Here is a 14,897-nt window from a genome sequence, read left to right as displayed (position 1 = left end):
AGCCTGAGAAATCAGGCTTTTTTATTTTATAGATGCAGGAAGTTTAATGGCGAGCAGCTTATTATCCGTTCGAATCATCAGCATCCCTCCAGTTTTAAGGGAAGGGGCAAAGTTACGAGAGCCTGTGTTCACAGTGAAAATAGGCTTCAGAGTTAACATGTCATAAGCGTGAAATAGGCCATCAGATTGTCCACTATAAACCACGTTTCCGAACAGATCCGTCTGTACCACTGGATTCTCTCCAATATTGAGGTCGACAAGCTGTCCAGTTCCTAGCTTAAGTGCGGATAAAGTACCTTTATCTTGATTTTGAAATAACATTCTTTGTTGATAAACTTGGTTCAGTGGAGAGTCTTTTTCTTTAACCATCGAGGTCCAGGTTTGCACCGGTTTACCCTCTGCAGAATAATTCCAGAAATCATATTTCACAAACTTACTACCCTGAAAGATATAAAAGTCTTTTCCATCCAAAAACGCGTTTCCATTCATCCCATTATAAGTGTACACACCATCCTTATTCTCGGTATCTGTCCATTTATATAAACGTTCTCCTTTTAATTCTCCCGTCTTTATGTTGAACACGGATACTTTGACTTTACGATTTACCGGGTCATCATCCATCATAAATGTATTCGTAATGGAGTAGAGAAGTCCATCCTTCACTGCTAACGGCATCCATTGCCGGGTCTGGTCCCATAGTTTTTTTCCTGTCAGACTGTCATAGGCGGCTAGTCCAGCAGTTGTTAAGGCCCCTTGAGACAGATAGCTGCGAATAACGACTCCATCTGTTTCCATGAGATCTGATAAGCCTGTAAAGTTATTACTTTTTTCTACAGCCTTCCATTTGATCTTTCCGGTTACGGCGTCAACTGCTGCTAATTGTTCCTCTTGTGTAACATAAATAGTAGATCCTAAACGCTGTATATTTGTAGCTTTGGGGAGTGTTATGGAAGCCGACCATGCTTTTTTACCTGCCTCACTAACGGCATATAGGGAGCCGCTTTGGGTCAGACCGTAGATAAATCCATTACTGTATGTGAATAGCGGCGCTAATCCACTTCCGAACTCCCATAATTTTTTGCCTGTTGCCGCATTCATTGCGGTTAATTTTTCATTGCGCTGCAACGCAAAGATCTTCCCGTTTTCCGCGAGTGCTGTAATGTCCTGTCCGGTGATTCTGTCTTTTTTTAAAATGGCGAGTTGTGCTGACCAAACAGGTTTTAGGATCGGGGCTGTGACTTCACTGTAATAAGTGTTACTTAGGCTTACAACTGCTTTTTCTGCGGAAATGACTGACGTTGATCCACTGTTTGTTATTGGAATTAAAATACTCCCTATAGCTAAACATGTAACAATTTTCTTCGGCAAAGACTGAATCATCACTCCACGCTCCTTTAAATTTGTCATTACTATAATTAGACAATAAAAATAGCAAAAAGTTACTATTCCAGAAGAATGGAAGCAAAGTTGAACGGGGGCAAACTATGTTACGTTCTGCAAAACAGTTACGACCTTGCAACTCTATTTGACAGAGGGAACTATTACGCCCCGTAGCAACACTGTTTCTCTAGACCCACCCGAATCTCAAAGTGTAGTATAGAACAATACTATTCTTTGGGGGTTCTTTTTTTTGGAAACTTATAACGACATTAAACAAGGCGAAAAAGGAGCTTGGCTAAGCATCGTTGCTTATATCTTTTTATCAGCTATCAAGCTGTTCATAGGTACAGTCTCAGGATCTCAAGCGTTGCTTGCTGATGGATTGAATAACAGTACCGATATTATTGCTTCTATCGCGGTACTAATTGGCCTGAAGATTTCCAGAAGACCGCCGGATTCGAACCACAGCTACGGGCATTTTAGAGCGGAGACCGTGGCTTCATTAATTGCTTCATTCATTATGATTGCGGTAGGGCTTCAAGTTTTGTATCAAGCTGTGAACAAGTTTATTCAACCAGCACTGGAAAGTCCTGATCTTATAGCGGCGTGGACGGCAGTGGGTTGTGCTGTAGTTATGATGGCTGTCTATATGTATAATATTAGGCTGGCCCGCGCCATTAACAGTAACGCAATGCGGGCAGTAGCACTGGATAATCGATCAGATGCTATAGTTAGCGTGGGCGCTTTTATCGGAATTGTGGCTTCCTCCTTAGGCGTTCCTTGGCTTGACCCGCTTACAGCTATCATTGTCGGACTAATCATCTGTAAGACGGCATGGGATATCTTTAGCAAGGCTACGCATGATCTAACGGACGGATTTGATGCGGAAGAGCTTGAACAGATGAAAGAAACTGTGGCAGAAATTGATGGCGTACAATCCATAAAAGATATCAAAGCCCGTATCCATGGGAATAACGTATTAGTAGACACAACTGTACTAGTGGATTCTCAGCTAAGTGTGGTGCAGAGCCATGATATTACGGAAGAAATTGAAGAACAGTTAAAAGACCGGCACCAAGTTTCCAATGTACTTGTACATATCGAACCCGTGATGAAGTAGAGATTATTAAATAGGTACCAAATCAGTAGGTGCTATATGTACAGCTAAAGGTTGAATATAGACGCCTGTGATGTTGTTAATAGTTCTTTTGTGGAGAAAGGTGGAAAATAAAATTGAAATGTAATTTTCAAGAAACGGAATGGTGATTTCATGATCGCTTGGAAAGATTCATATGATATCGGTGTAGAAAAAATTGACTGCCAGCACAGACAGTTGTTAGCGAAATTGAACGAGTTCTTTGAAGCATGCAGTAATCAGCAAGGAAAAGAAAAGATTGAGGAAACGCTGAAATTCTTGAAAGAATACACGATTGAACATTTCAGTAATGAAGAGCAGCTGATGGAGGAGATCAACTTCCCTGAACTAGCTGAACATCGTCAGACGCATGCTGATTTCGTGAAGGCAGTTCTCGAATTGGAAGAAACGGTCAAAACAAAGGGAGTGTCCGTACTCTCAACCATCAAGCTTAATCGAACGTTAACAGACTGGCTGATAAATCACATCAATAAATGCGATAAGCTGATTGGTCAATGTATGGCCACACGTGATAAAGCGATATAAGATAAACCTCCAAAGAAGATGCCGAAGGGCATTTTCTTTTTTTAGTTCCGATGTTTTCCGAACACCGCATTGCAGTTTATACTGGGTTAACGGTTTGTGTTATGATTTGAGATAAGAGGTAGAGAAGTAGTTAGGTAAAGGGGAGAGAAACGATGAAAACATTACGAATGTTAGCTTCAGGATTCGCTATGCTGCTCATTCTGGGTCTTGTTAATTTCTACATTGGCTATCACGGTTGGCTGCTTATTGATGAATGGTTTTCAGGTGTTTCGTCAGCAGTAATCTGGACATTATTTATACTCATCGCTTTTGCGTATGTCATTGGAATGATTCCATGGCCAAAATCGGTTAAACCGATCGCCAGATTCTTTAAAGTGATTGGATCGTATTATCTAGCCTGTATGGAATTTGCTATCATTACGTTACCTTTGGCAGACCTATTATACGTGATACTGGGATGGTCGGGAATCGATCGTACCTATTACATCGCAGAAGCGGGCGGGACAATTCTGATATTACTGGCAGTTTTTCTGGTCTGGGGTTCAATCAACGCCTGGAGTACCGTGATCCGCACACATTCCATTCCTATTGATAAATCTATTGGCACCAGCACGCCATTAACGATCGCGGTTGCTTCAGACCTGCACTTAGGGAATATCGTGGGCAATCGTCATCTCAAAAAAATGGTGTCACAAATGAACGCTATGCAACCCGATGTGATTTTGCTGGCTGGAGATGTCTTGGATGACAGCATTGAACCTTTTATCCGCAATAGTATGAGTGAACAGATTAAACAGTTAAAAGCTCGTTATGGTGTCTACGCAGTACTGGGCAATCACGAATATTATGGTGGATCAATTAAGGAATATACCGATTTGATGAGTAGTATTGGGATCAAGGTCCTGCAAGATGAGGTTGAAGAAGTCGCAGGAACCTATATTGTAGGCCGAAAAGATAAGACAGCCGAGGCGATGGAAGCCGGTGGCAGACAAAGTGTAAGCTCCTTGCTCGAAGGACTTGATCTTACACGTCCTGTGATTATGATGGATCATCAGCCTACAGGCTTCGACGTAGCCGCTCAAGCTGGGGTAGACGTTCTACTCTCTGGTCATACACACCGAGGACAGATTGCTCCAAATCACTGGATCACTAAACGTTTGTTCGAGCTGGACTGGGGATATCTTCGTAAGGACAATTTGCATGTAGTCGTGTCGTCAGGTTATGGAACATGGGGACCCCCAATTCGTTTAGCAAGCCGGTCGGAGATCATTAAGCTGGAGGTTATGCTGGAGGGTTCTAAAAAATACAGTGAAGAGCCTGTTTCCACAAAAACGGTGTTAATCTAAGGTGAGTTTATATTTAGAGGCTGTTTCATCAGCAGATTTATTCTGCTAGGTGAGGCAGCTTCTTTTTTTTGACAACGCATGGGGATTGTAGTATGTTTGAAAAAAGTTAAGGACTTAACTATATTGGAGCTGAATTATAGAATATGGATCATTTACAACAAGTTGTGCTGAATCAGCCATTGCATACCAAAGCATTTTTTACATTAGTTGAAGCTACTGCAAATTTGGTTTCTGTCTCTGAGAAATATTGGCAGTCGAAAGGATTGAACGGAGCAAGAATTCGTATCTTGGTGGAGATCTCTAAACAGGGAGGTGCGATTTTACCTTCTACATTGGCTCAAATTATTGGAGTTACCAAAGCTAATATAAGCATGCTGTTAATACCATTGGAACGAGATGGATTAATAACCCGTTCGAATGATACCAAGGATGGCAGAAAAAGCGTCATTTCGATTACAAGTGAAGGCAAGCAATTACTTTTAGAGCATCTTCCAGAGAATCGTCAGGCTGTTGCAGAGAGAATGCAGAATCTGAATGATCAGGAGCTGCACCAACTTATCTTTTTATTACAAAAACTGAGTACATTCGAATAACAGAAAGGGTGTTATGTATGTCGATTATGGTTACAGGAGCCACAGGCCAATTAGGCAGCTTAATTATGGAGAACCTTGAGAAGTATGTTCCGGCTAGTCAAGTTATTGCTTGTGTTCGTCAGCGAGAGAAAGCTGCTAATTATTTAGAAAAAGGGTTCGAAGTCCGTTTTGGCGATTATGACCAGTTAGATTCGCTGATTGAAGCTTTTACAGGGGTCACAACGTTACTTCTAATCTCCAGCTCTCATACCGATGATAAGATCAGATTAAATCAGCATGCTCAGGTCATTCATGCAGCAAAAAAAGCCGATGTGAAACATCTGCTTTATACTGGATTTGCATTTCCCCCCAAAGGTCCGATTCCTTCTTATCATGTTCATTTACTAACTGAGCAGATGATTCTTGAATCAGGGATAGATTATACGTTTCTGCGTAACGCTTTGTATATAGATTTTGTGGGTGTGCTTGGGTTGAAGGAAGCCATGGAAAGCGGCGAGTTAACCACTTATCCAGGGAACTGGCAGTTTAACTCAGTCACTCGTGAGGATCTCGCTTTAGCTACGGCAAAGGTTCTTACAACAAGTGGACATGAGAACCAAATCTACGAACTAGCCGCACCTAGCGTTTGGGACTTTAACGAATTAGTTGATGTATTATCAGAGTTATCAGGGAAAAGAATTACGTTTCGCGAGGATTCAAGCGTTCAACATTGGATATATTCGTTTCTTGCGAAGATAGACACTGCTTCTACATCAAAAGATCTGGAGAGACTGATGGAGCGGCCGGTTACCACACTTAGAGAGAGTATCAAGCCTTTTGTTTGATCTGACTTTAGTTGTTCTATCGTTATAAAGTTGTTACTATGAGTTCATCCATTATTCAGGGAGTGTAAATGATGAAGAAGATTTTAGTAGCAGATGACGATGTGAATATTCGAACATTATTAAAACATGTACTAACAAGGGAAGGATATCAGGTGATGGAGGCCAGTGATGGCCGAGATGCGATACATAAATTGCAGGACAGTATTGCGGATTTAGCGGTCGTAGATGTAATGATGCCACATGTAGATGGGTTAGAGCTATGTCAGCATATTAGAGAAACGTATGATATACCGATCATTTTATTGACAGCACGCCAGCAGCTGAGTGATAAAGAGCAAGGTTATTTGCGGGGGACGGATGATTATGTAACGAAGCCTTTTGAGCCTGAAGAGTTGCTATTTCGGATCAAAGCTTTATTCCGCCGCTATTCCATTGCTTCAGATGATCGGATTCGATTAAATTCTCTAGTTATTGATCGCAAAAATTATGAAATAACCGATGGTGATGAGGTTCTGCTGCTGCCGGTAAAAGAGTTTGAGCTTCTGGCTCAATTGGCACAATATCCAGGCAGGTTATATACACGTAGTGAGTTAATTGAACTGGTATGGGGCATGGATTATGAAGGTGATGAGCGAACAGTCGATGTACATATCAAACGTTTGCGTCAGCGCTTCGTAGATTATCAGGAAGATTTTGTGATCCGAACAGTTCGAGGTATTGGCTATAAATTGGAGATGGTTAACGTATGAGATCCTTGTATGTCCGGATGTGTATTGTCTTCTGTTCAGTAATTGTGGTGAGTAGCCTTCTTGGATTTTTGGTGTCTAATATTTACTATCAAGCCCAGATTAAATCTCAGAACGATGCCAAACTTACCGGAATGGCAATAGAAGTTCAACAATTCGCAGAATCACATCCGGAGACGATGGAGGATTATCTGCGGAGTATAGCCAAGCTGGGTTATAAAATCTATTTAACAGATGCTGAAGGGGAATCAAGATTCTACGGTAAGCCCTTTAGAAAAGAAGATTTGGATGAGCAGCAACTACAAAAGGTTCTGAATGGGCAAATTTATCATGGGGTTGCTGAGTTTCCGGACAGTGCATTTATTACCGGCTTTTTTGATAATCAACTGCGCAATTCAATTGGTGTTCCTGTAAAAGTAAACAATGAGACGTATGCTTTGTTTATGCGGCCGGATGCTGAAGTACAGTTCGGGGAGCTGCGCGTTTTTTTTGCTGTGATCATTGGGTTCACCGTGTTGTTTAGCTTAGGATTTGTAATGATTAGCGTACTGCATGTGGTCAGACCTATTACACGTTTGACGACGGCCACTAAACGGATCTCAAAAGGCAGATACGATATCAAATTGAATACGTGGCGGCGTGATGAGATTGGTCAGCTAGCTTCCCATTTTATGATTATGAGCCGGGAGCTGGAACGAACAAATCGGGCACGTCAGGAATTTGTCGCTAATGTATCGCATGAAATTGAGTCGCCATTAACATCTATTCAGGGATTTGCCCAAGCTTTAAAAGATTCTACCTTACCTGAGGATGAACGGTTACAGTATCTCAATATTATTGACCAAGAAAGCCATCGTCTTTCATTGCTTAGCAAACAGCTGCTTACCTTGTCTTCACTTGATTATGATCCTAATTCCATACAGAAAAAGTCGACAGACTTGCGTGCACAACTAAGACAGGTCGTACAAATCATGGAATGGAGATTAACGGAGAAACAACTGGCCGTGCGTTTGAATCTTGCTGACATCAGCGTTCTAGGTGATTCAAATCTATTGTTCCAGGTATGGATGAACCTGCTCTCCAACGCCATAAAATACACACCTGCTGAAGGTTCCATTATGATTTCCGCGAAGCTAGTGGAACAGAACTGTATTGTTTCTGTGTCGGATACTGGTGAAGGCATTTCAGCCGAGGAGTTACCGTTAATCTTTGATCGTTTCTATAAAGTAGATCGAGCACGAACGCATGAAACACATAGCAGCGGACTTGGACTTGCGATTTCTCAAAAAATCGTAGAAGCGCATAACGGAACCATTGAAGTAACCAGTACTTTGGGTGAAGGGACTACCTTTACAGTTACACTTCCGCTTTTGTAATTCATTATTCATACTCCGTTCATTTTCATCTTCTAAACTGTGACTATACAGATTAGAAGGAGTGGTAATATGTTTTTAGCCTTAAGGGAAATGCGACATTCTAAAGCCAGATACCTATTAATTATGGTTATCATGTTATTGGTTTCCTTTCTTGTACTTTTCGTCACGGGACTAGCCAGAGGATTAGCGTATGCAAATATCTCTGCAGTAGAGAACATGCCGGCGAATTATTTTGTAGTACAAGGTGATGCGGATCAGACCTTTAGACGTTCTCAGTTAACAGATACGGAGCTCCAGAATGTACGTTCAGTAGTTGGAGACAATAATGCGTCTTCACTTGCAATGCAGATGAGCACTGTCACTGCTAATGATGCAGACGTTAAAGCAGATATTACTTTTTTTGCAGTAGATATGAATGGGTTATTAGCCCCTAAAGTAGCTGAAGGTGACAAGATTACTAATGAGACAAACGGTAAAGTCCTTGTTGATCGTGACCTCGAACAGTCAGGAATCAAACTTGGCAGTATTATTCGTGATCAGGCAACCGGGATGGAATTTACTGTTGCAGGTTTTGTTGAGGATAGCTCATACAGCCATACCCCAGTAGTTTATATCAACAATCAGGATTGGCAAGCTATGAAGCAGGGGGTTAACCAAGGAGAAGAAACCTCTTCGTCGGTACCGTTTAATGTGATTGCCCTGAATGCGAATGCTGATCAAGTAGATAAGATTTCAACGAATGTAAAAGATGTAGAGGTCATTACGCAAAAAGTAGCTATATCCAATATTCCGGGCTACTCGGCAGAGCAGGGTTCACTGCTAATGATGATTGTTTTCCTGTTTGTGATCGCAGCGTTTGTTCTGGCGGTATTCTTCTATGTCATTACGATTCAGAAAACAAGTCAGTTTGGTATTCTGAAGGCGATGGGTACTAAAATGTCTTACTTGGCTTGGAGCGTGGTAGGGCAGGTCATGATTTTAGCTATATCAAGTCTTTGCATTAGCTTACTGCTTACCTTTGGGATGAATAAGGTCCTGCCAGATTCGATGCCATTCCAACTAGAGCCTTCCACCATTCTTTTAACCAGCTGTTTATTCGTTGGGATGTCTCTTTTAGGATCACTAATTTCTGTCGCTAAAGTGGCAAAAGTAGATGCATTAGAAGCTATTGGGAGGGCTGGAGCATGAGTGCAAAACTAATTATGAAGCAAGTAACCAAAAACTACGGTGATGGCGACACAACGGTGTCTGTGCTGAACAATTTGAATCTGATCGTTAATGAAGGGGAATTCGTTGCTGTCCTTGGACCTTCGGGAACAGGGAAAAGTACATTCCTTTCAGCGGCTGGTGCGCTTCTAACACCTACTAGCGGTGAGATTTTTATAGATGGAGAATCACTTACAGATAAAAGTAAAAGTGAGCTGACAGAGCTCCGTTTAGAGAAGATAGGCTTTATGTTCCAAAGCGCTCAACTATTGCCTTATTTGAAGGTAGAGGAGCAACTCCTTTTTGTAGCTAAGCAGGGGAAAATGAGTGCTAAGGAAGCGAAGGAACGGGCTGCCGATTTGATGAAACGATTGGATATCTGGAAACGGCGTAATCACTATCCGGAGCAGCTATCCGGTGGGGAGAAGCAGCGTGTAGCTATCGCTAGAGCATGGATGAATAAACCAGCGATTCTCTTTGCAGATGAACCGACAGCCAGTCTGGACTTCAAACGCGGAAGAGAAGTTGTACGCATGATCGCTGATGAGGTGAAGAGTGAGGGGAAAGCAGCGGTAATGGTCACTCATGATGAACGGATGCTCGAATGGTGTGACCGCGTTCTGCATCTGGAAGACGGGCATTTGGTTGAACATCAAGTATAATTTCATAGTGTGGAAGAAAAAAAGCTACTTGTCTTTTCTAAAGACAAGTAGCTTTTTTATAAAGACATCGGTAGCTAAGGAAGAAGAACATTCTTGATGTCGGATGATCGAGAATTGCCTTTCCAGATGATGTTGCCTGATTGGCAGCTCCTTGATCTCACCACTTTCCAGTTCCTTCCGTACAATCCATCTGGAGAGCATGGCGATTCCGAGACCGGAGGCCACAGCTTCTTTAACACCTTGAGAGCTGTTGAAGACATAGGATCTTTTAACAGAAATATCTTCCTCCTGTAGGAAATGATCGCTGAAAGCTCGTGTGCCCGAGCCATGCTCGCGAAGCACCCAAACCTGATCCTGCAACATGCTCTGCTCCACAGAAATCGCTTTTGACAGAGGGTGGGTAGCAGGGGCGACCATAATCATCTCGTCTTTCATATAAGGAGTGACGTTGAGATCATTCTCATGGACCTCGCCTTCAATAAACCCTATGTCCAGTTCGTTGGATTTAACGCCTCCAATAATCTCCTCAGTATTGCCTATCGTCACTTGCAGCTTGACCTGCGGATATTGATTGGCAAAATCAGCAAGTCTTGCCGGCAAAATATATTCACCAATAGTAAAACTAGCGCCGATATGTATACTCCCAGTGACTTCGTCCTGAAGCATATGGATTTCCTGACTTGCTTCATCGAAATGAGCCAATATTTGTTTGGCGTGTTTATAAAGAATACTACCGGCTTCTGTTAATCTAACCTGTTTAGAAGAACGATGCAGGAGTTTAGCACCGAGCTCATTCTCAAGATTCCGGATATGCAGACTGACACCGGGTTGAGATAAATTCAGCGCTTCTCCTGCTTTGGAAAAATGACTCAGTTCAGCTACAGTAACGAATACGCGTAATGGATCTACAATCATTTTAATCCCTCATTAGATTAGTCTATACTCCCGAATAAGCCAAGAATCCACCGTCAACGGGGACGGTAACTCCGGTCACAAAGCTGGACATTGCTTCATCTGCTAACCAGAGTAGTGTGCCAAGCAGATCCTCCGGCTGTCCAAAGCGGCGCATTGGAGTATGAGAGATGATTTTTTGGGAACGGTCTGTAAGCTCGCCATCTTCACGAACCAACAGCTTCTCATTTTGTTTAGTAAGGAAAAAGCCAGGGGCAATGGCATTCACACGTATACCAGACTCAGCGAAATGAACGGAGAGCCACTGGGTGAGATTATTAATTCCTGCTTTGGCAGCGCTGTAGGCAGGTACTTTGGTCATTGGAGAAGGTGCGCTCATGGATGAAATATTAATAACAGATGTGCCCGTTCTGCCGAGCATCTGCTTGGCAAAAACTTGGGTTGGGATCAATGTTCCAATCAGATTAAGGTCCATCACGTTGCGAAATCCATCTACACTAAGGTCAAAAAAAGTGAATATGTCCGGGTTCTCCAGGTCATCATTTTTGAAAATCTCTTGGGTCGTATTTGCTGAGGAATCATTTCCGCCAGCACCGTTAATTAATAGATCGCAAGGACCCCAGTGATTCTTAACAGCTTCTGCGGCTTTCATAACACTCTGTTGATCTGTAACATCACAGGAGAGTGAAATTGCTTGACCGCCTGCGGCAGTAATTTCAGCGGCAACCAAATCTCCCTTAGCTGCGGTACGATTTAGAATCGCGACTTTAGCTCCTTGTCGACCTAACTCTAGCGCCATAACCCGGCATAATACACCGGCTCCTCCGGTAATCACAGCGATTTTTCCTTCTAATGTTGGATGCAAAGTTAATTCTAGCATAACCATTGAGCCTCCCTAAAAGTCCTGAGTGTGATTAAAGTTCCTTATCAAGTACGAACTAATCCCTGTTTGGATTGCCCATCGTTCACAGGTTTCTACAAGCTGTCTGCCAATTCCTTCTCCGCGGCAAGTCTGATCAACAACAAGACCTCCGATTTCAACAAATGAAGGAGACTCAAGCAAAATTCGAACGGTCGCATGTATCCATCCTACCAATCGGTGATCTGATTCAGCTACATATACAGCATGATCTTTATGGGTTCCGATTTCTTGTAGTCGTTCTCCTAATTGTTCCAACACATAGATCCGGACATTCCCTAATAAATTTACTTAGTGCTGTTACGATAGGCAGAAGGGGAGATTCCTATTGTCTTTTTGAAATATTTAGAGAAATGGGCTAATTCCATACTTACTTGCTCCGCGATATCTGAAATGCTGAAATTGCTATAAGAAAGCTGTCTTTTAGCATGCTCCATTCTTTTCAATTGTACATAATGCATGGGGGGAACCCCTATAAATTTCTTGAAGTAGGGGATGAAATAGTTCGGATGTAAGTGGACAATTTCTGCTAACTCTTCTATTTCTATGGGTTTATCCAGCCGCTCATCGATATATTGAAGAACATAGGCGAGCTTTCCTTGATCCCCCGTATGTATAAATTCTTGCATAAAGTCTGTTTTGATATTCTCGTTCGATTCAAGGCAAGTAGCAATTAGATTGAGGACGTTCGCCTGAGTACGCAGAATGGACAATACATCATCTTTTTGAAACTGTTCGATCATTTCTGTGAAAATAACCCGTACGGAATCTGGGTCGGGCGCATCACAGATAAACAGTTTGTTTGCCGAATGGAATAAGGGCCACTCCCCAATATCAGCATCAAAATGGCAGAAATAGCGTGTATAGGGATCATTCATTGACGTTTCTGTAGTTTGAGTGCTTCCTGCGGGCATGATCATTAGCTGACCTGCTCTCGGATAATAAGTAACACCGTTAATGATAACTTTTCCCTCACCGCGGTCAATAAAATACAGCCGATTAAATGTTGGGGTTTCCAGCGTACGATTCCACCCGCTATATCCGCTTCTAAGTTGGGCATGGGTCACTTTTACGGTAAGATTCTGGAGGAATCTGCCGGTAAGGTTACCTGGATTATTCATCATCTAGCTCCTCTATGACTTGATTATCCTTATTATAACGAATTTATTTAACTAAATCATCTTATTATTATGCAAATAATGCTTAGTTTCGATCATGTTCATGTCTATTAATTAAGTATATTCTCATAACATAACCTCAAATAGGGAAGTGATCTGATTGAATAAAGTACGGTATGGCATTATTGGAATTGGGAATATGGGGAGTGCACATGCACAAAGTCTGTTGAATCATATTAAAGATGCTGAGCTTGCAGCTGTATGTGATGTAAGGGAAGAACGTTTGAAATGGGCAGAAGAGCATTTACCGGAAAGTGTACAGAAATTTGCAACACCCCAAGAGTTATATGAGTCTCATCTCATAGATGCAGTATTAATCTGTACTCCACATTATGATCATCCAACTTTAGCTATCGAGGCTTTTCAATCTGGTTATCATGTATTGGTAGAGAAACCGGCTGGGGTCTATACCAAAGCTGTTAAGCAGATGAACGAAGCTGCAGCAAAGTCTGATCGCAAATTCGGAATCATGTATAACCAGCGGACGAATCCTTTATATCAAAAGCTTAGGGATCTCATAAAGTCTGGTGAACTAGGCGAAATCCGCCGCACAAATTGGATCATCACCAACTGGTACAGATCACAAAGTTACTATAATTCCGGTGGTTGGCGGGCTACATGGGCAGGCGAAGGTGGTGGGGTGCTGCTGAATCAAGATCCTCATCAACTAGATTTATGGCAGTGGACGACAGGTATGATGCCTAAGCGGATCAGAGCATTTTGTCATTTTGGTAAATACCGCAATATTGAGGTTGAAGATGATGTAACCGCTTATGTGGAATATGAAAATGGTGCGACAGGGCTTTTTATCACCACAACAGGTGAAGCACCGGGAACTAACCGTTTCGAAATTACTGGCGATCAAGGAAAAATCGTAGTGGAAGACGGGAAGCTAACCTTTTGGCGTCTACGCACGCCGGAGCCGCAATTCAATGCAGAGTTTACGGGAGGATTCGGCAGCCCAGAGTGTTGGAAATGTGAGATTCCTGTAGAAGAAGGTGGCGGTGAACAGCATAAAGGAATTTTGCGGAACTTTACGAATGCCATTCTACACGATGAGAAATTGTTAGCTCCGGGTGAGGAAGGTATTCACGGTCTAACGTTATCTAATGGAATGTATTTATCGGCTTGGACCGACGATTGGGTGGAGTTACCGATTGATGAAGATTTATTTTATGAGAAGCTCATGGAAAAGGTAGAGAATTCTAACTTCAACAAAGAAACCACAGTCGCCCAAACCTTTGATGTTAAGGGAACTCATTAAATTCTAATCAGAGAGGAAAGATCCTATGAATCGTTCAACCATTGCTGCTCAAATGTACACATTACGTGATTTTACTAAAACTGCGGAGGATTTAAGATCCACTTTTCAAAAGGTATCTGCTATGGGTTATGAAGCTATTCAGATTTCAGCCATCGGGCCGATCGATCCGAAACTCGTAAAAGAGTATGCGGATGAATCAGGTCTGGCAATATGTGCAACCCATGTGTCATGGGATCGCCTAACGAACGATTTGGATGCTTTAGCCGCTGAACATAAGCTGTGGAACTGCAAAAATATTGGACTAGGAAGTTTACCGGAAATATTCCGTACGGGACAAGAAGGTTACCGTGAATTCGCAAAGCTGATGTCGGACATTGCAGTTACTTTAAAAGATCAACATGATCTGCAATTTGTTTATCATAATCACGATTTTGAATTTGAACGCTTTGATGGAATGACTGGCATGGAAATTCTGCTCACCGAGTCTGATCCTGCCGTTGGTTTTGAGCTGGATTTATATTGGGTTCAAGCAGGCGGAGGGAGTCCGGCTGAATGGATACGCAAAGTTGCAGGCAGAATGCAGGTAGTTCATTTAAAAGATATGGCGATCGTTAATAGAAAACAGATCTTTGCTGAAATCGGTGAAGGGAATATGAACTATAAAGAAATTATCAATGTTTGTCGCGAAACAGGTGTTGAATGGTTCGTAGTGGAGCAGGATGTTTGCCGTCGTGATCCTTTTGAAAGCTTGGAGATCAGTCTGCGTTATCTTCTTAATACGTTATAGAATGGAGTAATACTGATTAGGAG

Annotated in this window: 16 protein-coding genes; 11 read left to right on the top strand and 5 right to left on the bottom strand. The window is 42.2% G+C overall.

The annotated features are described in order from the left end of the window. Nucleotides 1-21 precede the first annotated feature (21 nt). Nucleotides 22-1,380 (bottom strand): PQQ-binding-like beta-propeller repeat protein, encoded by a 1,359-nt coding sequence (locus tag NST45_RS13265; RefSeq protein WP_076099329.1) that lies wholly within the window; start codon nucleotides 1,378-1,380, stop codon nucleotides 22-24. 250 nt (nucleotides 1,381-1,630) lie between these two features. Here NST45_RS13265 and NST45_RS13260 point away from each other — a divergent pair, with 250 nt between their 5' ends. From NST45_RS13260 to NST45_RS13220, 9 genes are all read left to right on the top strand, one after another. Beyond that, nucleotides 1,631-2,500: a cation diffusion facilitator family transporter gene (locus tag NST45_RS13260; protein WP_036678210.1), complete on the top strand. Its 870-nt coding sequence runs from the start codon at nucleotides 1,631-1,633 to the stop codon at nucleotides 2,498-2,500. A gap of 150 nt (nucleotides 2,501-2,650) precedes the next feature. Beyond that, entirely contained in the window at nucleotides 2,651-3,061 is a 411-nt protein-coding gene (locus tag NST45_RS13255) for a bacteriohemerythrin (RefSeq protein ID WP_051491008.1), read from the top strand. 152 nt (nucleotides 3,062-3,213) lie between these two features. Next, nucleotides 3,214-4,407 carry a metallophosphoesterase gene (locus NST45_RS13250; protein WP_339825881.1) on the top strand — a complete coding sequence of 398 codons (1,194 nt, stop codon included), beginning with the start codon at nucleotides 3,214-3,216 and terminating at the stop codon, nucleotides 4,405-4,407. A 143-nt stretch (nucleotides 4,408-4,550) separates the two neighbouring features. Beyond that, entirely contained in the window at nucleotides 4,551-5,000 is a 450-nt protein-coding gene (locus NST45_RS13245; protein WP_076099328.1) for a MarR family transcriptional regulator, read from the top strand. A gap of 17 nt (nucleotides 5,001-5,017) precedes the next feature. Continuing rightward, nucleotides 5,018-5,824, top strand: a complete 807-nt coding sequence (locus tag NST45_RS13240; RefSeq protein ID WP_076099327.1) for an NmrA family NAD(P)-binding protein — start codon at nucleotides 5,018-5,020, stop codon at nucleotides 5,822-5,824. 71 nt (nucleotides 5,825-5,895) lie between these two features. After that, nucleotides 5,896-6,573, top strand: coding sequence for a response regulator transcription factor (locus NST45_RS13235; RefSeq protein ID WP_036678199.1), 678 nt, complete (start codon nucleotides 5,896-5,898; stop codon nucleotides 6,571-6,573). Next, a complete protein-coding gene (locus tag NST45_RS13230; RefSeq protein ID WP_076099326.1) occupies nucleotides 6,570-7,946 on the top strand; it encodes a HAMP domain-containing sensor histidine kinase in 1,377 nt (458 codons plus the stop codon). Before NST45_RS13235 ends, NST45_RS13230 begins: the two co-directional genes overlap by 4 nt. A gap of 69 nt (nucleotides 7,947-8,015) precedes the next feature. Further along, nucleotides 8,016-9,134 (top strand): ABC transporter permease, encoded by a 1,119-nt coding sequence (locus tag NST45_RS13225; protein WP_036678194.1) that lies wholly within the window; start codon nucleotides 8,016-8,018, stop codon nucleotides 9,132-9,134. Continuing rightward, nucleotides 9,131-9,814, top strand: coding sequence for an ABC transporter ATP-binding protein (locus NST45_RS13220; protein WP_036678191.1), 684 nt, complete (start codon nucleotides 9,131-9,133; stop codon nucleotides 9,812-9,814). The genes NST45_RS13225 and NST45_RS13220 overlap by 4 nt, the downstream gene beginning before the upstream one ends. A gap of 24 nt (nucleotides 9,815-9,838) precedes the next feature. On the opposite strand, the gene NST45_RS13215 is transcribed toward NST45_RS13220, so the two are convergent. The 4 genes from NST45_RS13215 to NST45_RS13200 are packed head-to-tail and all read right to left on the bottom strand — an operon-like array spanning nucleotide 9,839 to nucleotide 12,769. Next, nucleotides 9,839-10,729, bottom strand: a complete 891-nt coding sequence (locus tag NST45_RS13215) for a LysR family transcriptional regulator (RefSeq protein ID WP_036678189.1) — start codon at nucleotides 10,727-10,729, stop codon at nucleotides 9,839-9,841. A gap of 22 nt (nucleotides 10,730-10,751) precedes the next feature. Further along, nucleotides 10,752-11,606, bottom strand: a complete 855-nt coding sequence (locus tag NST45_RS13210) for an SDR family oxidoreductase (RefSeq protein ID WP_076099325.1) — start codon at nucleotides 11,604-11,606, stop codon at nucleotides 10,752-10,754. Between the two features lie 15 nt (nucleotides 11,607-11,621). Next, a complete protein-coding gene (locus NST45_RS13205; protein ID WP_076099324.1) occupies nucleotides 11,622-11,906 on the bottom strand; it encodes a GNAT family N-acetyltransferase in 285 nt (94 codons plus the stop codon). A gap of 26 nt (nucleotides 11,907-11,932) precedes the next feature. Then, nucleotides 11,933-12,769 (bottom strand): AraC family transcriptional regulator, encoded by an 837-nt coding sequence (locus NST45_RS13200; protein WP_305953517.1) that lies wholly within the window; start codon nucleotides 12,767-12,769, stop codon nucleotides 11,933-11,935. A gap of 154 nt (nucleotides 12,770-12,923) precedes the next feature. Here NST45_RS13200 and NST45_RS13195 point away from each other — a divergent pair, with 154 nt between their 5' ends. Beyond that, nucleotides 12,924-14,087 carry a Gfo/Idh/MocA family oxidoreductase gene (locus NST45_RS13195; RefSeq protein ID WP_076099323.1) on the top strand — a complete coding sequence of 388 codons (1,164 nt, stop codon included), beginning with the start codon at nucleotides 12,924-12,926 and terminating at the stop codon, nucleotides 14,085-14,087. A gap of 25 nt (nucleotides 14,088-14,112) precedes the next feature. Beyond that, nucleotides 14,113-14,874, top strand: a complete 762-nt coding sequence (locus tag NST45_RS13190; protein ID WP_038570765.1) for a sugar phosphate isomerase/epimerase — start codon at nucleotides 14,113-14,115, stop codon at nucleotides 14,872-14,874. Nucleotides 14,875-14,897: the final 23 nt, after the last annotated feature.

Source organism: Paenibacillus sp. FSL R7-0163, from assembly GCF_037969975.1.
Lineage (GTDB): Bacteria > Bacillota > Bacilli > Paenibacillales > Paenibacillaceae > Paenibacillus_AQ > Paenibacillus_AQ odorifer.
This window is presented reverse-complemented; position numbering and strand designations above follow the sequence as displayed.